Annotated in this window: 17 protein-coding genes; 6 read left to right on the plus strand and 11 right to left on the minus strand. The window is 68.7% G+C overall.

The features are described from left to right. Positions 1-52 precede the first annotated feature (52 nt). Genes BA895_RS18905 through BA895_RS18920 form a run of 4 tightly spaced genes read right to left on the minus strand, consistent with a single transcriptional unit; the run spans position 53 to position 4,459 of the window. Entirely contained in the window at positions 53-1,258 is a 1,206-nt protein-coding gene (locus BA895_RS18905; protein WP_254666558.1) for a glycosyltransferase, read from the minus strand. Further along, positions 1,255-2,004, minus strand: a complete 750-nt coding sequence (locus BA895_RS18910; protein WP_254666559.1) for a glycosyltransferase family 2 protein — start codon at positions 2,002-2,004, stop codon at positions 1,255-1,257. Before BA895_RS18910 ends, BA895_RS18905 begins: the two co-directional genes overlap by 4 nt. Beyond that, positions 2,001-3,383: a bifunctional PIG-L family deacetylase/class I SAM-dependent methyltransferase gene (locus BA895_RS18915; protein ID WP_070193423.1), complete on the minus strand. Its 1,383-nt coding sequence runs from the start codon at positions 3,381-3,383 to the stop codon at positions 2,001-2,003. Before BA895_RS18915 ends, BA895_RS18910 begins: the two co-directional genes overlap by 4 nt. Then, positions 3,377-4,459: an acyl-CoA dehydrogenase family protein gene (locus BA895_RS18920; protein ID WP_083283564.1), complete on the minus strand. Its 1,083-nt coding sequence runs from the start codon at positions 4,457-4,459 to the stop codon at positions 3,377-3,379. The genes BA895_RS18915 and BA895_RS18920 overlap by 7 nt, the downstream gene beginning before the upstream one ends. Before the next feature lie 63 nt (positions 4,460-4,522). Between BA895_RS18920 and BA895_RS18925 the strand changes: the two genes are divergently transcribed. The 4 genes from BA895_RS18925 to BA895_RS18940 all read left to right on the plus strand — a co-directional run bounded on the left by BA895_RS18925 (position 4,523) and on the right by BA895_RS18940 (position 8,699). Next, positions 4,523-5,185, plus strand: a complete 663-nt coding sequence (locus BA895_RS18925; RefSeq protein ID WP_254666560.1) for a response regulator transcription factor — start codon at positions 4,523-4,525, stop codon at positions 5,183-5,185. Positions 5,186-5,303: 118 nt separating this feature from the next. Next, entirely contained in the window at positions 5,304-6,362 is a 1,059-nt protein-coding gene (locus BA895_RS18930) for a hypothetical protein (RefSeq protein WP_070193425.1), read from the plus strand. Positions 6,363-6,459: 97 nt separating this feature from the next. Then, positions 6,460-7,476 (plus strand): hypothetical protein, encoded by a 1,017-nt coding sequence (locus BA895_RS18935; protein ID WP_070193426.1) that lies wholly within the window; start codon positions 6,460-6,462, stop codon positions 7,474-7,476. Then, positions 7,473-8,699 (plus strand): glycosyltransferase family 2 protein, encoded by a 1,227-nt coding sequence (locus tag BA895_RS18940; protein WP_070193427.1) that lies wholly within the window; start codon positions 7,473-7,475, stop codon positions 8,697-8,699. Before BA895_RS18935 ends, BA895_RS18940 begins: the two co-directional genes overlap by 4 nt. Before the next feature lie 157 nt (positions 8,700-8,856). Here BA895_RS18940 and BA895_RS18945 read toward each other — a convergent pair whose 3' ends face one another. From BA895_RS18945 to BA895_RS18970, 6 genes are all read right to left on the minus strand, one after another. Next, positions 8,857-9,858 carry an SDR family oxidoreductase gene (locus tag BA895_RS18945; protein WP_070193428.1) on the minus strand — a complete coding sequence of 334 codons (1,002 nt, stop codon included), beginning with the start codon at positions 9,856-9,858 and terminating at the stop codon, positions 8,857-8,859. Positions 9,859-10,110: 252 nt separating this feature from the next. After that, positions 10,111-11,940 (minus strand): thiamine pyrophosphate-requiring protein, encoded by a 1,830-nt coding sequence (locus BA895_RS18950; RefSeq protein ID WP_070193429.1) that lies wholly within the window; start codon positions 11,938-11,940, stop codon positions 10,111-10,113. Positions 11,941-12,788: 848 nt separating this feature from the next. Further along, positions 12,789-13,916: an enolase C-terminal domain-like protein gene (locus tag BA895_RS18955; RefSeq protein ID WP_175442384.1), complete on the minus strand. Its 1,128-nt coding sequence runs from the start codon at positions 13,914-13,916 to the stop codon at positions 12,789-12,791. 163 nt (positions 13,917-14,079) lie between these two features. Then, positions 14,080-15,717, minus strand: coding sequence for a GMC family oxidoreductase (locus BA895_RS18960; RefSeq protein ID WP_070193430.1), 1,638 nt, complete (start codon positions 15,715-15,717; stop codon positions 14,080-14,082). Next, positions 15,714-16,358, minus strand: a complete 645-nt coding sequence (locus BA895_RS18965) for a gluconate 2-dehydrogenase subunit 3 family protein (RefSeq protein WP_070193526.1) — start codon at positions 16,356-16,358, stop codon at positions 15,714-15,716. The genes BA895_RS18960 and BA895_RS18965 overlap by 4 nt, the downstream gene beginning before the upstream one ends. Positions 16,359-16,375: 17 nt before the next feature. Beyond that, positions 16,376-16,843 carry a hypothetical protein gene (locus tag BA895_RS18970; protein WP_070193431.1) on the minus strand — a complete coding sequence of 156 codons (468 nt, stop codon included), beginning with the start codon at positions 16,841-16,843 and terminating at the stop codon, positions 16,376-16,378. A gap of 137 nt (positions 16,844-16,980) precedes the next feature. Between BA895_RS18970 and BA895_RS18975 the strand changes: the two genes are divergently transcribed. Beyond that, positions 16,981-17,517 (plus strand): MarR family transcriptional regulator, encoded by a 537-nt coding sequence (locus BA895_RS18975; protein WP_070193432.1) that lies wholly within the window; start codon positions 16,981-16,983, stop codon positions 17,515-17,517. Here the strand turns inward: BA895_RS18975 and BA895_RS18980 are convergent. After that, entirely contained in the window at positions 17,514-19,004 is a 1,491-nt protein-coding gene (locus BA895_RS18980) for a molybdopterin-dependent oxidoreductase (protein WP_139142771.1), read from the minus strand. The genes BA895_RS18975 and BA895_RS18980 overlap by 4 nt on opposite strands. Positions 19,005-19,534: 530 nt before the next feature. On the opposite strand from BA895_RS18980, the gene BA895_RS18990 reads away from it, so the two are divergent. Beyond that, the gene (locus tag BA895_RS18990; protein ID WP_070193435.1) at positions 19,535-20,479 is read left to right on the plus strand and encodes an aldose 1-epimerase family protein; all 945 of its coding nucleotides are present in this window, start codon (positions 19,535-19,537) and stop codon (positions 20,477-20,479) included. Positions 20,480-20,502: the final 23 nt, after the last annotated feature.

Consider the following 20,502-nt stretch of genomic DNA (forward strand, 5'->3'; position numbering starts at 1 on the left):
GAACGCCAACCACTTCCAGGAACGGTGGGGGTGGTTCCCGATGCAGGGATGGTTACGCGCCTTCGAGCGGCTCGGCCTCGCGAAGCATGACCCGGTCTCGCACCGCTGGGTCGTGCTCGACCGTGACGAGACGGCGGTAGTGGCTGACGTACTCATCGAGCATCCGGTCGAGTGACAACCGCGCCCTGGCGTCGCGACGCACGGCTCGACGGTCGATGCGCTCGGCGACGGGCACCGCTTGGGCCATCGCCGCGACGTCGCCCGGTGGCACGAGAATGCCGGAGCCGGAGCCACCGGTGACCTCGCGGATGCCGCCGCGGTCGAACGCGATGACGGGCGTTCCGCACGAGAGTGCTTCGGCCACGGTGAGACCGAACGGCTCGTCCCAGTCGGGTGTCGCGAGCACGGCCGCGGCGCCGCCGACGAGACCGGCCAGCTCGCGCTGGCCGAGGTGCCCGGCGTAGATGACATCGTCACCGAGCAGTGGCACGATCTGCCGGCGAACGTAGTCGCCGTCGGAGAGGGGGCCGGCGATCACGAGACGCCGCGCCGCGGCTCGCGCCGCGAGGATGGCCAGGTGCGGCGCCTTCTCGGGCACGAGCCGGCCCGACCAGACGAGGTCTGCCCCGCCCGGTCCCGGGCACCACACGTCGGTGTCGACACCGTTCAGCACCACGGCCGGGCGTTCGGCCAGCACGGTCCATGCGCGGGACACATGGTCGCTGACGGCGGTGAAGCTGGCGCCGAGACCGCCGGTGACGGCCAGGGCTGACTCCATCCACGCCGTCGGCGGGATGTGCAAGGTGGCGAGCACGGGCACCGGCATCGACGGGGCCAGCGCCACGGGCAGGTGGTGAACGGCGTGCAGGTGCACCACGTCGAACCGGCGCAGCGCCTCCCCGTGAACGAGACGCAGCATGAGCCGCTGGTAGGCATGGTGTTCGAGCATCGCCGGGAGGTGCGGCATCGAGACGTCCTGGGTGGCCGCGACCGACGGGGTCCAACCCGACTCGAGCTCGTCGCCCGGGGCGACACCCGTGCTGCCAGCCCTGGCGAACACGCTGACGTCGTGGCCACGCTCGGCCAGCCCGTTCGCCAGCTCGTGCACATGGCTCTCCAACCCACCGGCGAACGGCTCCCGTACGGGGTAGCGGTACGGGCCCACGAGCGCGATCCGCAGCCGATGGGGGCGGGGGCGGTCGTCGGCGGTCGCGACGTGCATCCGGCTGTGGAGCCGGGGCTCGGTCGGTGACATCATGCCCCGCCTGTGACGACGGCGCCGCCCAGGGCGCCCGGCGACGTGAGACGATGCAGGTACCGAGCGAATCCACCTGGGGCGCGGCCGATCTGACGCCCCGACGTCACGACCCGGGTCGTGTCCGTTGCGCACCAGGGAACGTGTGCGTCGCGCAGAGCGCGAACGAGGCTGACGTCCTCGTGCTCGGGGAGGGCGCGATAGCCGCCGACCGAAAGGTAGGCGCCGAGGGTGAAGCCCAGGTTGGCGCCGTGCACGTAGGGGTGCCCCTCGCCGAGCTCGTGCCGAGCCCACCACTCGGAGAGCAGCGACGCGTCGAGATCGGCGGCGTCCGGAACGACCGTCCCGACCACGAGCTGGAGGCCGGTCGTGGCCAGGGCAACCTGTCGGGTCAGCCAGTGTGGAGGCACGAGCGTGTCGGCGTCGGTGTTGGCCACCCACGTCGTGCGGCGCGACCATCGCAGGGTGCGCCTCGCCACGTCGTCCAGACCGTGACGCCGGGCTGCGCCGGCCGAGCACGAGTCGATCGTCAGGCCCCTGACGCCGGCACGTCGTCGGACGAGCCGCTCCGAGCGGTCGGTGCATCCGTCGAGCACCACGCACACCGACAGGGTCACCTCTGGGTACTGCGTCTTCAACTCTGACCCGGCCACCTCGATGGAGTCAAGGCACCGTGGGAGCAGCTGCTCCTCGTTGCGGGCCGGCACCACGACGTGCACCGCGTCGATGGCCGACGCTGATGGAGTCACCGCCGTTCGCCTTCCGTCGCGGGTGCGGGAGACCCAGGGTGTGCGTGCACCTCGAGAATGAAGTCACGTTCCCGGTGGGCGACCAGAGGGTCCTGCTCGGAGGCAGCCCTCCAGAGGTCGTGCACGCGGTCGCCGTCGAGCGGCCAGCCGACGATGGGATGCCGCCAGTGGCAGAGCACGACGTGGCCGCCGGGTGCGAGGGTGTCACGCACCCGGGCCAGCAGACCGTCGAGCTCGACCGGGCTGAGGAAATAGCCCACTTCGGAGACCACGACGAGGTCGAACGTTCGTGAGGGCCAGTCCCGGGGCACGACGGCGGCCTCGACCTGGACGTTCGGCGCGTCACTCAGACGGTGCCGGGCCCGCTCGACCGCGACATCGCTGCGGTCGAGGGCGACGAGCTCGTCGCACCGGGTGGCCAGGTCACCGGCCAGCAGGCCCAGCGAGCACCCGATCTCGAGGGCCCGCCCGTAGTGCTCGTCGGGCAGCGCCGCCAAGGTCAGGGCTCGCTTGCGACGTTCGAACCACGAGGTCATCACCGACCAGGGGTCGTGGTTCTCGTGGTGGAGGTCGTCGAAGGCGGAGTCGACCTTCTCGGGGCCGTCCGCGAGGTCGGGTTGCACGAAGACCTCGCGGTCGCGGTGGAAGTGGGCGAGGAGGTCGGCGGTGAGGAGCACTTCGTCGCCTGCTGCCTGCGAGAGCGGTCGAACCTGGCTGGCGTGACAGGCCAGGGCCGCCTCCTTGGTCGTGCGCGCGGCAGGGGGGAGTGCAAGGGCGCGCATTGCTGCCCAGGGAGCATCGTCGGGAGCGGCCCAGTGCCACAACCAGATCGGGTACTCCAGCAGGCGAGCGTCCGTGCGCTCCGCGGCGATGGCTGCCGCCCGCCCGGCCGCTTCGTGGTCAGGATGCCGGTCGCCGCGCCAGGGGGCGACGAGCAGGGTCTTACGGCCGTCCTCACCGATGACGTCGACGAGCGTGGACACAGCCTCGGCGAGTGACACCGTCAGCCGGCCGTCGCCGAGGTCGGCGAAGATGACCGTCGAGCCGGGGCTCAGGTGGTGCACGGCCGCTCGCATCTCGGACCGCCGGATGGCGGCGAGGCGGGCCGGGGTCGTCGAGGGCGAGTCGGGGTGCGACGCCTCACCGTCGGTGAGCACGACGACGTCGACTCGCAGCCCAGCGGCCGCGGCCGCCGCGATCAGACCGCCGGCGCCGAGCGTCTCGTCGTCGGGATGTGCCGATACGACCACCACGCGTTCGAGGTGGCCTTCGTTGAGGAGCGTGAGGGCCGCAACGTCCGCCCACCTGGTGTCGTCGACCCACTGCCGTTCGGCGGTGCCCGGGTCTCCGTGCAGGAAGGCTGGGGAGTGGTTCACCATGGGCTGGCGTCGTGGGCCCCGGTGACCAACGCCCGACCCAGGGCTGCCTGGTCACGCTCGGCGTGCTCCTGTCGAACGTACAGGCGCAGGTCTGCGACCCGAGCGGCGTGCTCCTCCTCGAGCGCGAGGGGCGCCGGCCCGAGGGCGTGGTCGCTGCGCCACAGCACGGTCTCCGCCGTCTCAGCCGCCACTCGGCGGCAACGAAGCGCCGCGATCGCGGCCTCGGCTCGGTCAGTGGTTCCGCTGTCGGCGAGGTCGGCCGCGCTGGCGAGAACCGAGCGCGCACCGGTGATCGCCGCGTCGATGGCGCCAAGATGGCTCTGACCGATCTGGTCGAGCTGGCGCTGGTGGGCCTGCTCGAACACCCGCCGCGCGATGGCGACCGTCGCACCGAACCAGATCACGGCAACCCCGATACCACCCCACGCGAAGCCGGGCCGCTCGAGGTACCAACCAGGTTCACCGATCGGCACCACTGGCACATCACTGAACGACACCGGCACGCTGGGAACGTCGCGCAGTCCGCGGGCGACCCAGCCGGCAGCGTCGTCGACCTCGACGCCGGGGTGGGTCAGCGGCGCGGCGTACAGTCCACGGCGGTTCTCGTCGACCCACGCCGTGACCAGCGCGTGGCTGAGCGACCCGGCGAGCGAGCACCACGGCTTCCGACCCGACAGCACGACCTGGTCGCCCTCGCGGCTCGCGACCACTCGCATCCCGGCCCCCTCGGCTGCGAAGACGCCCCACGTGCCCTGACCGATATCGGGAACGGGGGCGGCATCCCTCGTGGTCTGACTGGGCTCTTTCGCCTCCGCGAGGATGGCCCTGGCGTCGAGGTGGGGCTCGAGCATCCGCGCCAGTGACAGGTCTGTCGCCCCGAGGGTGGCCAGCGACTCCCACAGGGCACGGGTCGAGCCTCGCCCCGGCAGCGGAAACAGCGTCGGGTGGTCGATGGGCAGCGCGAAGCCCTTCTCGCGGTCGCCGACCGCAGCCGTCGCCTGGGCGGCGAAGAGCTCGAGCGGCTGCCGGCGCGCAGGGTCGGGCGCAGCCAGCAGCACGGGACGGGTGTCGGGCATGGTGTCACCGTAGGTACCGGATCGCGGCGGCGTCACCTCCCTAGGGGTGAGTAGGTTGAGGGTGTGACGACGACCGACAGTGCGTTGCTGCGGGTGGCCCTGGTCAACGACTACGAGGTCGTGGTGCGGGGGCTCGCGCGCATGTTCGACTCCTACCGTGACCGCATCGAGCTTGTCGAGCTCGACGCCCAGGTGACGGTCTCGCAGCCGGTCGACATCGTTCTCTACGACACCTTCGGCACGGCCCGCGGCGATGCCGGCGCCATCCGGGCGATCCTGGGCACCGGTCACGTCGGCAAGGTCGTGGTCTACGGCTGGGAGGAGGAACCCGAGCTCATCGAACGGATGATGGCCGACGGCGCTTCCGGCTTCGTCTCCAAGGGGCTGACCGCAGAGCAGCTGGTGGCCGCCCTCGAGAGGGCCCACCGCCTCGAGCGCAGCCGGTCGGAGCCTCCTCGGGACCCAGTGGCCGACCCCGGCGACTGGCCGGGCCGCACCGAAGGTCTGACGGCCCGCGAGGCGGAGGTGGTGGCGCTGATCACCCAGGGTCTGGCCAACCGCACCATCGCCGAGCACACCTTTCTCAGCATCAACTCGATCAAGTCCTACATCCGCACGGCCTATCGCAAGATGGGGGTGACCACTCGTTCGCAGGCGGTGCTGTGGGGGGTGCAGCACGGCTTCCTCCCGGACACCATGCGTGAGATCCGTCCTCGCACGCGCTGAGCCGGCGGAGGGCGCGCTGAGGCGGCAGTGGGCGCGCCCCACGACGCCTTTCGGGGTACGTACGGGCTCGGCGCGGCGTTTCGAGCAGCGCCACAGTTCGTCGAGAGAGCGGTGGGACGTGCAGACCGAACGTGGACTCGGGCACGACAAGGGGGATGGTCAACCCGGTGTCGGCACTGAGCCGAACCGGCATCCGCTCCGGGTGTTGTCGGTGCCGAGTCAGCACAGCTACCCGCTTCGGCTGCGCGCCGACGGCATCCGGGCCGGGCGCGTCGTGTCGCATCTGCCCGATCCCGTCGTGTCCGGAGGCGAACCCGGTCGGTGGTGGCCGCCGCCGGCGTTGGACCTGGCGTGGCTGCGCCAGCACGGAGGCGAGGTCGACGTGGTGCACCTGCACTTCGGCTTCGACCACCTCAGCCCGCGTGATCTCGAGGCCTGGACGACCGAGCTTCGGCGTCAACGACTACCGCTCGTGCTCACGGTGCACGACCTGGTCAACCCGCACTTCGTCGAACAGCGCGATCATCTGGCCCGGCTCGACGTGCTGGTGCCGGCTGCCTCGGCCGTGCTGACGTTGACGAGTGGAGCAGCCGCCCAGATCCGCAGGAGATGGCGCCGCCCGGTGACGGTGACACCTCACCCTCACGTCGTGCCCGACCATCTCATCGGGTCTCGAGAAGACCGGACTCACGGTCCATGGGTCGTCGGGCTCCATCTCAAGGGTCTGCGGGCGAACATCGCCGCCCGGCCGATGGTGAAGGCCGCTGTCGAGGCGGTGGGCCAGCTGCCGGATGCGGTGCTGCGCGTCGACGTCAACGCCGAGGTCTGGCGGGCCGACCACCCGCGCCACGACCCCACCCTGGTCGAGGCCCTGCGCTCGCACGAGCGAGCGGGCCGCCTCGACCTGCGGGTGCACGACACCTTCACCGACGACGAGCTGTTCGCCTACCTCAGCGCCATCGACGTGTCGCTGCTGCCCTACGCCTTCGGCACGCACTCGGGCTGGGTCGAGGCCTGCCACGACCTCGGCGCCGTCGTCGTGGCACCTCGAACCGGGTTCTGGGTCGAGCAGCAGCCGATGCTGTCGTTCGGCTGGGGGTCTGGCTGCGAGCCCGACGTCGCCGAGCTCCGCTCCGCCCTCCGACAGGCACGCCGAGACCCACCCTCCGGGGCGTAGACCGGGCGGCCCGGATGGCCGAGCAGGTGAGGGTGAGCCAGTTCCACGACTCGCTCTACCTCAGACTCCACGAGGCCGGTTCGAGCCTCACGGCATCATGACGGTGGCCTACGTCGTCGCCGGGCCCGAGCGACACGGGGTGGTGCTCCACGGTCTGCGGCTGGCTCGGGCCTCCGCCGGTCTCGCGGCGTCGTTGGTGCGACTCCCGTCACGGTCGCTGGACGAGCCGGCCGGCCTCACCGCGGAGCGTCTGGCCGGGCACGACCGGGTCATGGTGCAGGTGACCGACCGGCTCTTCGGCCGCACCGCCCACGACGCCGCGCACCTGCTCGCCTCCATCGGGAGAAGCACGAGCCTCGTGGTGTGTCTGCACGATCTTCCTCATCCCGCCGAGGGGGCCGGTCGATGCGCTCGTCGCCGCGCTGCCTACCGTGAGATCGCTGCGGCCGCCGACGTCGTCGTGGTCGCGAGCGACCACGAACGCATGCTGCTGAGGCAGTGTGGCGTCGCCGACACAGAGACTGACACGGTCGTGGTTCCACTACCGCTGGAGCAGGCCGTCGAGCTGGAAGCACCGGTGACGAGGGCGACCCGAGCCGATGACATCGGCGTGCTCGGCTTCCTGTACCCGGGGAAGGGCGTCGAGGACGTGATCGCGGCAGCAGCCCGGCTGAGCCGGCGGGTGGGTCCGCTACGGGTGACGAACTATGGGCCCGTGGCCGACGGCCACCGGCAGTATGCGACCGACCTCGAGGCCGTGGCCCGCCGCCAGGGCGTCGAGCTGACCATCACCGGGTACCTCGACGCGTCGAGTCTGATGCGGGGGCTTCGCACGACGACGGTGCCGGTGGCCGCCCACCGGCACGTCTCCGCCTCCGGCTCGATCGGTACGTGGCTGAGCGCTGGACGCCGCCCGGTCGTGGTCGACGGCGGGTGGGCGGCTGAGCTCGCGACGCGCATCCCCGGGTCGCTGACCCTCACCCGCGATCTGGGCAGGTCGGTCTCTGCGGCCCTCGACGAACCGGCGAGCACCTGGCTGGCCGACGTGCGTCTTGGCCCGAGCTGGGCGCAGGCCGCAGACCGGCACCTCCGACTCCTCGTGGGCACGCCATGACGGGAAGCGCTTCGAGGCTGCGCGTCAGCGTGGTGGTGCCCTACTTCGACCGTGAGGACCAGCTGGATCGGCTGCTGACGGCTCTCGGGCTGCAGACTCTCGGCCATGACCGGTTCGAGGTCATCGTGGCCGACGACGGGTCACCTCGACCACCCGAGCCGGGTCGGAGACCCTATTCTGTGCGCGTCGTGGCGCAGCCGGACCTCGGCTTTCGAGCCGGGGCTGCTCGCAACCTGGGCGCGCGAGCGGCGCAGGCCGAGGTCATCGCGTTCCTCGACCAGGACTGCGTGCCCTCGGCGTCCTACCTCGAACGGGTGGCAGACCACACGAGTGCTGGGTGGAGCGTCACCGTCGGTCGACGACGGCACGTCGACCTCGACGGCTGGGACGGCATCCGCACCGCCTCGTGGCTCGAGGGCTCCGGCCGCGCACCCCGTCAGCTGGAAGACCCACAGTGGCTGGTCGACGGCTACTCGCGCACCGACAACCTGCGCCGGCCGGACGCGCGCACCTACCAGCTGGTCATCGGGGCGGTGCTCAGCGTGAGCCGGGACCTGCACCAGCACCTGTCGGGGTTCGATGAGGGCTTCACCGCCTACGGGGGTGAGGACTGGGACTACGGGCACCGGGCCCTCGTGGCGGGAGCCGGGGTGCAGCATCTGCCGGATGCCGTCGTGTGGCACGACGGGCCTGACCTCGCAGGCCGCGAACAGCTGGTGAGCACCAAGAACGCCGAGACCCTGGCCCTGGCTCGCCGCCTCCCCGACCGTGACGTGCGAGGTGAGCACCTCGTGTGGAAGCAGCCCGACGTCGTGGTTCGCCTCGACGCGCAGAACGCCGAGTCGGCCACGGTGCTGGCGAGTGTGGAGTCGCTGCTGGCCGGGTCGGACGCCCACGTCTGGTTGACCGGATGCCGTGGGTGGGACGCCGAGGCGGTCGAGGACCCTCGCCTGCACCTTGGGGAGCCGCCGGCCGCGATCATGGCCAGAGCGCGTTACGTCGTCGACTGTGGGCCCGTCGTTCTCGCGGGGATGAGCCTTCGGCAGCTCTGTTCCGAAGCACCCGTTCGGGTCGAGGGCTTCGCACTGCGCACGACCAGAGGTGCCAACCGTGAACGGCGTGGTCTCACGACCTCGCCCTGGAGGTCGTGGCCGCGTGGTGCTCAGGTGAGCCGGCTCGATGCGGCTCCGCTGCTCGAGCGACTCTGGCAGTCGCGGCGCTGACGCTCACATCGCGGGCAACGGGTCGCCAGGGTCAGAGCTCTCGGCGGTGGTGAACGACCTCGTCAGCGATGTCGCGCAGCTTGACGTTGGTGTGCTGCGACTCGCGCGTCAGAAAGCCGAAAGAGCCATCGACGTCGAGGGCGGCTGGCGCTTCACCTCACCCCTCGGGGTGCTCGTGGCGATCGGGCCGGACGTGCTCGTTGGTGCGCTCTGCGGCACGCCGCCCCAGAACGGTGAGGGCGTGGACGGTTCGCGAGGCGAGCCGCTCTCCCGCCCGGCCACCTTCAACGAGATGCTGACCTCCGTGGTCGGGGCCGCTGGGCAGCAGCCGGTTCGCGAGGCCCATCAGGCGGGTCGTGGTTGCGGGTGCGAGGCCCCGCACCCGGATGCCGACCCAGGCCATCGGGGTCAGCACCACCATGGGCTTTCCGCGCAGCACGGCCTCGACGATGCGTCGCGCAGCCCTTTCCGCATCGACGGACAACAAGGGCAGCGAGGCGGCAGGGGCGAACCACGCGTACTCCTTCGGCGCATCACCCCCGAACTGCGCCCGATCCTGAGAGCCGGTGCGCATCAGGCCGGGAACGACGGTCGTCGCGGTGACACCGCTTCCCGACAGTGCGGCAGCCAGTCCGTCGGAGAAGCCGACGGCCCCGAACTTCGCTGTGGCGTAAGGCAGCAGGTGTGGGGGTGAGACCATGCCGCCGATGGAGGTGATCGTGGCGATGCGGCCTCGCCCGCGGCGCCGCATGGCCGGCAGCACCGTCATGGCGGCCTGGACGGGCCCCCACAGCATGGTCTCGATGGCCTCGTCGAAGTGCTCCACAGTGAGCGACTCCAACGGTGCCACCTGGATCACTCCGGCGACGGTGACCAACACCTCGATGGGTCCAACCTGCTCCTCGAGCTCGTCGACCAGCTGGCGTATCCCGTGGCGGTCGCGCACGTCGCAGGTGCGCACCAGAACCGGCCCCCAGCCGTCGAGCTGCTCTCGGGCACGTTCGAGCTCGACGGTGTCACGGGCCGTGATGACGATGCGGTGCCCCCGCTCGAGAAGCTCCCGCCCGATGAGAAGTCCCAGCCCCCGTGATCCGCCGAGCACGAGCGCGAGCGGCGCCTCAGCGGTTCGTGACACTTCACTCTTCTCGTCGTGGCTCATACAGACTGTCGTACCCGCTCAGCCGCTGGAGGGACAACCGGCCAGTGCGAGTGAACGACGGGTGGCTCATGCCGACCCGGGGAAGTCGACGTGTCAACGGATGGCCTCTGCGGGGCCTGACGGGGTATGTGCGGTGCAGGGTGGCGTCGTCGTCGTTGAGAAGCCAGCTCCGACGACGTCGCCCGCCCTGCTGACCACGACCACCGTTGGCGGTGACGGTCGTCCACGGACCCGTCGATCCCGTCGCTCGCGTCACCGATCGTCGTTGTGCTGGCCGATGTTGAGCTTTCCCTTGATCCGCTCGATCCCCTCGGACGCGACCGCTTTGGCCGAGTCGCGGATGACGTCCAGCTCGTCAGGGTCTCGGTGCAGCAGCGCCTTGGCCGTGTTCGTGGCGAACTCCACCGTGATCTTCGGCGGCAACGGCGGCACGTTCTTACTGGTGTAGGCGTCGATGAGTGTCACTCCCGGGTGCGCGAACGCCGCATCCCAAGCCGCTGCGACGTCATCGTCGCTCTTGACGCGAATACCCTTGAAGCCCAGCAGCTCCGCCCACCCGGCGTAGTCCACTGACTCCACGTCCTGAGAGACGGACCACACGGGGTTGGCGTCTTCGGTACGCATCTCCCAGGACACCTGGGTGAGGTCGTTGTTGTGCAGCACCAGGACGATGAACTGCGGGTTGTCCCACTTGCTGAGGTACTTCTTGACGGTGATGAGCTCGTTCATCCCGAGCATCTGGAAGGCGCCGTCACCGATGGTGCAGACGACGCACCGGTCGGAGTGGGCGAACTTGGCCGCCGTGGCGTACGGCATCGCGGCCGCCATGCTCGCCAACCGGCCCGACAGGTCACCCATCATGCCGTCGCGCAGGCGAACGTGGTGCCCGTACCAGTCCGCGGTGGACCCGGCATCGCAGGTGACGATCGCCTTGGCGGGCAGGCGCTGGTTCAGCTCGTGGTAGACGCGCCGCGGGTTGACGCCGTCGGAGTAGTGGAGCATCGCCTGGGCCTGCATCTCGTTCTCCCACTCGACCATGTCCTTGGCGATCCCGTCCTGCCACGACAGGTCGGTCTTCTGGCGCAGGTGGGGAATCAGCGTCAGCAATGTCTGTTTGACGTCGCCCCAGATGTTGAGCTCGGTGGGGTAGCGCAGGCCCATCTGTTCCGGTTTGAGATCGACCTGGATCGCGCGTGCCTGTCCGCTCTCGGGCAGGAACTGGGAGTAGGGATAGTTGGTGCCGAGCAGCACCAAGGTGTCGCAGCCCTCCATCTGATGCTGGCTGGGGCGGGTGCCGAGCAAGCCGAGCTGCTGGGTGTGGAACGGCACATCGGAGGGAACGACCTGCTTGGCCCGCAACGCGGTGATGACGCCGGCTCCGCATAGCTTCGCCGCCGCCAGCACCTCGTCGGTGGCGCCGTTCGAGCCGTGTCCCACCAAGAAGGTGACCTTGGCCCCGGCGTTGATGATCTCGGCGGCCTTCTCGATCTCTGCTAGCGGGGGAACGATGGAGATCGACGGAGCCGCCGAGCTGGAGCGCGATACTCCGTTCGCTGGTTCCAGTTTCGGCATGTCCATTCCCTGCACGTCGTGCGGCAGCACGATGACGGCAGGGCCTAGGCGTACCAATGCCGTTCGGAACGCGGTGTCGACGACGGCCTGGGCTTGCTGCGGCGTCACGATCGTCTGTACGTACACGGCGACGTCTTCCATCGTGCGCTCGAGGTTGTCTTCCTGCTGCTCGAACGTCCCCAATGAGCTGATCGCCTGCTGGCCCACGATCGCGACGACAGGCTGGTTGTCACTCTTCGCGTCGTACAACCCGTTGAGCATGTGGAAGGCACCCGGCGAGGAGGTGGCGATACAGACGCCGACCTCGCCGGTGAACTTGGCGTGCGCTGTTGCCATGAGGGAGCAGATCTCTTCGTGCGTCGGACGAATGTAGTCGAGGCCGTCGCCTTCGCGCTGGGCTGCGCCGAGGGCGCCGTCGAACTCCCCGATGCCGTCCCCAGGGAAGGCAAAGACCCGACTCACCCCCCACTCGCGGATCCGTTGAATGACGAAATCGCTCACATTGGCCATGACGCTTCTCCCTTCTGGTGAGCCCTTACGCGCACCACGGACGACCCTGTTGTCGTTCGTCAACTCTATCCGATATTTGCGGTACCGCAAGCATGCTTAAGCGCAAACATGCTTTAGCGCAAATAATTATCTCGCCTCTCAGCACGTTCATCGCCGCCAGGTCAAGGGCGATGACGGAGACGATCCCGAGGTTGCCCACGCTCAGTCGGTCGGGTCGCTGGTGCCGGCGGACTGCGGGGCGACGTCCGTCTTGCGGTCAACGACAGGAAGCGTTGCCGCCGGCAACGGAGTGTGCTGTTCACGAGATCGACGGTCACACCCTTGGCGTCAGGTGACGAACAGCCGGGTCCTGAATGATCTGGGGCCTTCGCACAGCTGTCACACAGAGGCGCAGTAGCGTTCGGACAGGTTGCACCGTTGCACTGTTGGAATGAACCAGAACTTCAAGCCGCCCAGCGGCCCAGTCGCGGGTGAGTCGGCCCGTTCGTCGGGCGCTCAGGGCCGGACACATCCGGAGGAGCTGTTGGCCACGGCGAGACGTGAGCAAGAGGCGGCGGCACTGGACTTGTACGACGCGGCGCAGGCGGCGGCGCAGGCGGCGGCGCAGGCGGCAGCCATGGCTGATCGGGGGAGCCGCGAAGAAAGTTCGCAGCTGGCTCGACTCGCGAGCCGGCTTTACGAGAGCGCAAGCGGTCGTCGACAACGAGCCCGACGCCTGGCTGCCCAAGCACGGCTGGGAGAGCAACACGACGGCTGATACAGAACGGAGCTCACCGGCTGCTGGTTCGGGCCCAGCCGTCGGCTCAGGCTGTTCGTGTTCCCATCAGTGTCCGTTGCCACCCGCGAGGTCAGGCGACGCGGTAGCGCTCGGCGTCAGCGAGGCGAAGGGTCAAACCAAGACCGGGTGCGTCGGCGTCCGGGGTGATGGTTCCGCCCGTCGGGTCGAGGGTGCCGTCGAAGAACATCGACTCGATACGGACGTGGTCGTGGAACCACTCGAGGTGGCGCAGGTTGGGGGTGGCCGCGGCGACGTGGGCGTGCAGGTGCGGCCCGCAGTGGCCGGAGACCTGTAGACCGAAGGATGCCGCCACGGCCGCCACTCGCATGAACTCGGTGATGCCACCACACCGTGAGACGTCGGCCTGGAGGCAGTCAACCGCGCCGGCCTCGCACATACGACGGAAGTAGTAGAGGTCGTAGCCGTACTCACCGGCGGTGACGTCGGCGGGCACGGAGTCGCGAATCTCGCGCAGGCCGTCGAGGTCGTCGGAGGAGACGGGTTCCTCGAACCAGCGCACGTCCAGGTCTGCTGCCGCGGCCATGACCCGGATGGCTTGTTTTCGGGTGTAGCCGCCGTTCGCGTCGACGAACAGCTCGGTCTGCGTGCCGATGATGCTTCTCGCCTGGCGCATCCGATCGAGGTCGCGGTCGGGATCGGTGCCCCAGGACTCGCCGATCTTGATCTTGACCCGCGGGATGCGTTCTTCGAGGGCCCAGTGGCCCAGCTGGTGTCGGAGCTGTCGTTCGTCGTAGGTGGTGAAGCCACCGCTGCCGTAGACGGGAACCTCCGTGCGAACCGCGCCGAGGAGGTGGTGGAGGGGGAGGTTGAGCAGCCGTGCCTTGAGGTCCCAGAGGGCGACGTCGACGGCGGAGATGGCGTAGCCCGCGATGCCGGGGCGGCCGGCGTTGCGTACCGCTCTGATCATGGCCTGGGAGGCTCCGGTGACGTCCATCGCGTTGCGTCGTCTCACCAGGCCGGCGAGCTTGTTCTTGATGAGAGTGGCGCAGGCAGAGGGGCCGTAGGTCCATCCGATGCCCTCGGTCGTGCCGGAGCGGGCGCGGACCAGGACCAGCGTCGTGGAGTCCCAGGAGATCGTGCCGTCGGCTTCGGGGGCATCGGTGGGCACGGTGTAGGCGCTGACCTCGACGCTGTCGATGGTGGCGTCGGTCATGACATTGATGGTGGTGTCGCTCATGTGGGCTCCTCGATGGGTTGGTCTTCGCCGATGTTCAGGTCGCCGATGTTCAGACCGTCGTGGATCTGTTCCACGGTGCGGTCCTTGCGCTCGGGGACCTGGTGAGGTGGAGGACGGGCGCCAGGACGCCGATACCCACTCATGCCCACCGCTCACGCTGGGTCTAGCTGCCCCGACGTGAGGTGGAGATGAGACGCTCGGCGGCGCGGGCCGCGACCGCCATGATCGTCAGTGCCGGGTTGGCGCTGCCCTGGGTCGGCAGCACGCTTCCGTCGGTGATGTAGAGGTTGGGCACGGCGAAGCTGCGGCAGTTCGCGTCGACGACGCCGTGCTGTTCGTCGGCGGCCATCCGCGCCCCGCCGACGAGGTGGGCGAAGCGGTCGATGGTGATCACCTCGTCGGCTCCGGCGGCGTGCAGGATGTCCTCCATGACACCCTGGGCGGCCTTCATCAACGCGGCGTCGTTGTCGCACTGCGAGTAGGCGAAGTTGGCTACGGGCAACCCGTTCCGGTCCTTCTCATCCGACAGGGTCACTCGGTTCTCCGGTTGGGCGAGGAACTCGCACAGGGCTCCGAGACACGACCAGTGCACGTAGTCGCTCATGTAGTTGCGCAGGTCGGCCCCCCAGTGGCCCTGGGCCGCCACGTGCTCGGCCCAGGTGATCGGCAAGGGTGAGACCGTCTGGATGGAGAACCCCCGCTTGTAGGGCTTGGACGGGTCGGTCTCGTAGAAGGCTTCCGTGCTGACCTCGGGTGGGGGAGCCTTGAACATCCGCACCTCGGCGTCGAACCGGCCGGCGGTCTGTGGGGCGCCCTGCACCATCAGGTAGCGGCCGACCTGGTCGAAGTCGTTGCAGAGCCCTTCGGGGAAGCGGTCGGAGGCCGAGTTGAGCAGCAGCCTCGGGGTCTCGATGGAGTAGCCGGCGACCGCGACCATGTTGGCCTTCTGGAACCGGGCCACCCCATCCTGCACGTAGTGCACGCCGGTGGCCCGCCCGGTGCGGTCGTCGACCTCGACCCTGGTGACCATCGCATTGGCGCGAACCTCGGCCCCGTGGGCCAAGGCGTCGGGGATGTGGGTGATGAGCGGTGAGGCCTTGGCGTTCACCTTGCAGCCCTGGAGGCAGAAACCGCGGTAGATGCAGTGGGCCCGGTTGCCGAAGCGGCCGTTGACGATCGCGACGGGCCCGACCTTGGCGGTCAGCCCCATCGCCTCGGCGCCGCGCAGAAAGATCTCACCGTTGCCGCCGACGGGGTGCGGGCGGTAGGGGTAGGAGTGCGGGTCGCCCCACGGCCACGTCTCGCCGGCGACGGGCAGCTCGCCCTCGATCGCCTCGTAGTAGGGCTTGAGGTCGCCGTAGCCGATGGGCCAGTCGGCGCCGACGCCGTCGAGGGTGTGGCTCTGGAAGTCGCTCGGGTGGAAACGCGGGGTGTAGCCCGCGTAGTGCACCATTGACCCCCCGACGCCTCGGCCGGAGTTGTTCGAGCCCAGTGGGACCGGGTCGGAACCGGAGATGACCCGCGGCTCGGTCCAGTAGAGGTGGTGCGAGCCCGCCTCGTCGCTGACCCAGTCGGTGTCGGGGTCCCAGAACGGGCCGGCATCCAGGGCGACGACCCGCCATCCCGACCGGGCCAGGCGCTGGATCATTGTCGAGCCGCCCGCGCCGCATCCGACCACCACCAGGTCGACCTCGTCGGTGTCGTCGAAGCGGCGCATGTCGTGGCGGAGCTGGTGGTTGACGTGTTTGCCGTCGGCGGGCAGCAGCCATGCCGACTGGTTGCGGTCGCGGACCGAGCTCATGACTGTCTCCGTAGGGGGTCGTCAGACGGGTGTGCGTCGTGCACCTCGAACGGTTCGAGCTTGTCGACGCCGGTGTTCTTGTAGCCACGCGGGTAGGCGGGGCCCGAGAAGCCGATCTCGTTCCAGGCGAGGGGGTGGGAGTAGAAGGCGGTGCACGCGTAGCGCGTCCACAGGCTCCAGACGTGCTTGGCATTGAGGTGGTGCCACTGGCCCGCCCCGCGGTTCTGAACGGTCTGGATCATGTGTGCCTGCTGGTCTGCAGAGCAGGCCACGAAGTCTCTGTCGAAACGTTCGTGCGCTTTGGCATCGAGGCCGGCCAAGGTGTCACGCCAGGCCTGCCCGTCGGCGGGCATGTCGTGGTAGCGCCAACCGTCGGTCTGTTGCTCGGCGAGCCGCGAGTCGATGAGGTTCACGATGGGGATCTTGGCTCCGGGCGTGAGCTCGTCGTGCTGGTCCAGCAGGTGGTCGCACAGGACGGTGGCGACGGCCTGCTCCTGGGGGGAGAAGAAGCGGATGTCTGGCGCCATGCCGATGCGATCGAGAACGACCCCGGTGGTCACCGGGTCCCAGTGGCTGCTCTGGTTCAACACGTCGAACCCGGGGAACCGGCCCGACCACGGCTTGCTGCTCAAGGGCGTCACGGCACCCACCTCACGGCTCACTTCTCGCGGCGCAGCACAGCGGCCAGCAGACCCATGCCGCCCACCATGGTGACGAGCAGCGGCGCGAGCAACGGTGGCCCCATCTCCATGTTGTACCGAGCGTTGCGCCACCCGCCCGGCTTCTGGGCGATGCCGCGCGCGTGCAGGTAGAAGCCCTGAAGACCGTTGGCGCAGATGGCGACCGAGGCGATCGGGAGGGCGGTCTTGGCCATTCGGTGGCTGCAGAACCCGGCAACGCCGGCGACCGCCCCGACGGGCCCCATCGCGACCGGGAGCCACATCAGCTTGTTGCCGAAGCTTGCCGAGTCGTGTTCGAAGAAGATCTCCGCAGCGGCTACCAAGGCTCCCGCTGCGGTCAGGGCCGACAGGCTGCGCTCGAAACGACCGGTCTCGATGTTTCGAACCATCCGGTCGATCCCATGCACGACTGGCTCGGCCACTGCGGCGGTTGATGATGCTGCCATCTCTGATCCTCTCGGTGCCTCGCGGCGGAGCGGTGTCTCGGGACTGGAATGTCAGCCCCGCCGGCGAGTAATGGTTGCGTAACCGCAATGATAGCGTAAATGTTTGCGGTATGGCAACCGTGCACCATAATGGACTCATGAAACAACCGACGAGTGGTGTGGCGGCACCGGTCTCCGCTGACCAGGTGCACGCCGTCATGATCGCTGCGCAGGCTCTGGTCGGCGTGGCCGCCCAGGGAGTTGCCGAGGTGGAAGACCGGGTGACCCTGCCGCAGCTACGTGTCCTCATGCTGGTCGCCACCCGGGGAGGGTTGAACCTGGGGGCCCTTGCCCAGGCCATGGGGGTGCACCCCTCCAACGCCAGTCGAGCGTGCGACCGGCTCGTCGATGCGGGGCTGCTGAGGCGAACGGACTCCACCCTTGATCGTCGCAACCTGATGCTCGACCTGACCAGCAAGGGGCACGCCCTCATCGACGAGCTCATCGAGCATCGACGTGCGGCCATTGCCGCCATCCTGGGGAAGATGCCGGAGTCACGCCGACGCACCCTGGCCAGCGCCATGCTCTCGTTCGCTCAGGCAGCCGGCGAGACTCATGCGGAGTCGGCCTGGAAGCTGGGCTGGCCCAGGGCCAGCTCCGATGCATCGGCGGGTCAAGGTCAGGCCGGGGGCTAGATCCCAGCGGCGTTGGCGTAGAACTGCTGGTCTTCGCGCCACCCGCCCATGCCCTGGCCGATGTCGGTGACGTCGGCCACGAACTCGATGGCGGTGACCCACTTGACCATCTTGAAGCCGAGCTGGGTCTCGAGCCGGAGCCGCAGGGGGGCGCCATGCTCCACGGGCAGGGGGGCTCCGTTCATCTCCAGGGCGAGAAGTGTCTGGGGGTTGTCGGCCAGGTGGATCGGGATCGTGCCGTAGAAGAACCCGTATCGTCCGTCGCCCTCGGTCAGTCCCTTGTCGTCCATGGCGTAGAACACGACATGGCGGGCCTGCGGTGACGGGCGCACCTCGTCGACGATTCGCGCGAGCGGCACCCCGCCCCACTCGGCAACGGCCGTCCAGCCCTGGATGCAGTTGTGCTTCGTGACCTGGCTCTGCTCGCCCAGGGCCCGCAGCTGCTCGAGAGACAGGTCTAGGGGGTGTTCGACGAGCCCGCCGACGCTCAGCCGGTAGTCGCGGAAGTCACTTTCGGCCAGAGCCTGGTAGTCATCTCCCGGAGGCGGATATCCGTTGACCCGAAAGTAGGGTGAGATGTCGCCGCGACCAAAGTGTTGCCTGGAGGTGAAGGTGCGAGAGAGGACGCGCTCGAAAGGGTTCACCATGTGGCCCAGCAGTCGCTGCGTTCGTCGGCGATAGCGCAGCGAGAACCAGGTGATGGCCACGTGCAGGAGCAGGATGGCGAACAGCCCCGCGAGGCCAATGCCCAGGGCGAGGCGCCGGTTCCCGCCGGGATCGCCCAGCACGATGGCGGCGAACTCTTTGGGCACGCCATGGATGACGACCATGGCCACGTGAAGGACGGTAAACGCGGCGAAGGCGCACATGAGGAGGAAGTGCACGCTGCGGGCGCCCTGCTTACCGCCGAACAGCCTTCCGTACCAGGGAAAGCGGGCTAGGACAGAGGGTGACATGGCTGCGCCGGACGCGATCTGTAGCGGGGCCATGATGAAGATGACGATGAAGTAGGCGAGCTTCTGCGCCGGTTCGAACGGCTCACCAGGGATCTTGGCCGGTAGCTCGAACTGCAGGTAGGCGCCGATCGACCTGATCGAGTCGGGGACCAGCGACCAGTGGGCCGGAACGAGGTAGTGCCAGTACCCGGTGACGAAGACCATCACGAGGTAGACGGCGCCGGTGAGGATCCAGAACTGGATGCTCATGAAGTGCCAGTGTCGACCCAGGCCAAGGTTCTTCCTACCCGGTAGCGCGACCAGCGGTGACCACGACTCCTCCTCGTCCAGAGACGACCATGGCTTGCGGGAGTCGGCGCCGAAAGCCTTCTTGGACAGCCGGGCCCACTCCCGACCCGGGGGGGTGTCGTCGTGCCAGTACAGCTTCGGGAACGCCGAGAGCACTTCGAACCCGGAGCGAAACAGCAAGAGCATGAAGAAGAGGTTGAGGAAGTGGGTGACGACCACCCACATCGGGAAGAAACTGGGCAACGGGCTTTCTCCTTTGCACTCCACTGATGCGGGCCGTCGGGACGTCAGCCGACGATGCGACCACGCGCAGACCACGTCGTAGCATAAGCGCAACGGTTGCGATATCGCAACGGACTGTGTCAGAATCAGGTTGTGAACACGACCACAGATGCGGGCACCCAGGTTCGCGTCAGCCCACGTGATGACTCGCCTGCGAAGCGGCTCGCTGAGCTACGGGCCACGCTGCTCGGTGGCCGTGGCCCAGGCGCCTCCGACGAGGAGGTCTCCGACCACACGCGCAACCGGCCGTGGCTCGGCTCTGTGTCCGCGCCGGTCGAACGTGCACTGGTCCAGAGGCAGACCGAAGACGTACGCGCTGGTGAACCGGTCGTGAATGACTCCGTGCTCAGAGAGGGGCGTTCCCGATCTGTTCGAGCAGCTCTCCTGGGCGCCGCGGTCGCTCTGTCCATACGGGCGGTCGTCGTGCGACGTGTTCGAGCACGGCTCGGTCGCCGCGACTAGAAGCCCATCCGCACACAGAGAGGCCGACCATGGCTCAGGTACCGTCCGGCGCACAGTTCGAGATTGCTTTCGAGGATCAGCACGCGGTCGTCGTCGAGGTCGGTGGCGGAATTCGCGCCTACGACGTCGGCGGCGTGGAGGTGCTGCAACCGTACGCCGTCGACCAGATGTGCGACGGAGCCCACGGGGCCCCGCTGGTGCCGTGGCCCAACCGGCTCGGTGACGGCCGCTACCGCTTTGACGGAGCCGACTACCAGGTGGCCCTGACCGAACCGGAGAAGAGCAACGCCATCCACGGGTTCTTGCGCTGGCGACCGTGGAGCTGCCTGGACCATGAGGTGGACCGCGTCGTCATGGCCTCCACCCTCTTCCCGCTGCAGGGGTATCCGTTCACGCTCGATGTGCGCGTGAGCTACCGCCTCGACGAGTTCGGTCTGACCGTCACGACCACGGCCACCAACCTTGGCGACCAGGCGGCCCCGTACGCCTGCGGGCAGCATCCCTACCTCTCCCCGGGGGTGGGCACGGTCGACGACTGCACGCTGCAGCTCCGGGCTGACACCCGCATCGTGACCGACCCGCAGCGGCAGCTACCCACCGGCCGCGAGGACGTCAGCGGGACCCCGTTCGACTTTCGGGACGGGAGGAAGATCGGCCACCTCGCCATCGACGACGCCTTCACCGACCTGAGCCGCGACGAGCAGGGCCGGGCGTGGGTTCGGCTCGAGGACGCTGACGGTCAGGCCAAATCGTTGTGGGTCGATGAGGCGTACCCGGTGATCGAGATCTACACCGGCGACACCCTGGCCCCTGACCGGCGCCGCCGCGGGTTGGGTACCGAACCCATGAGCGGCCCACCCAACGCGTTGCAGAGCGGCGACCAGGTGATCCGACTCGAACCCGGTGACAGCTCGAGCGCGAGCTGGGGTGTGAGCAGGATCGAACGAAACCACAGAGCTGCACCACAGAGCTGAACCACAGAGCAGATCAACAACGA

This window comes from Humibacillus sp. DSM 29435 (assembly GCF_001758225.1).
Lineage (GTDB): Bacteria > Actinomycetota > Actinomycetes > Actinomycetales > Dermatophilaceae > DSM-29435.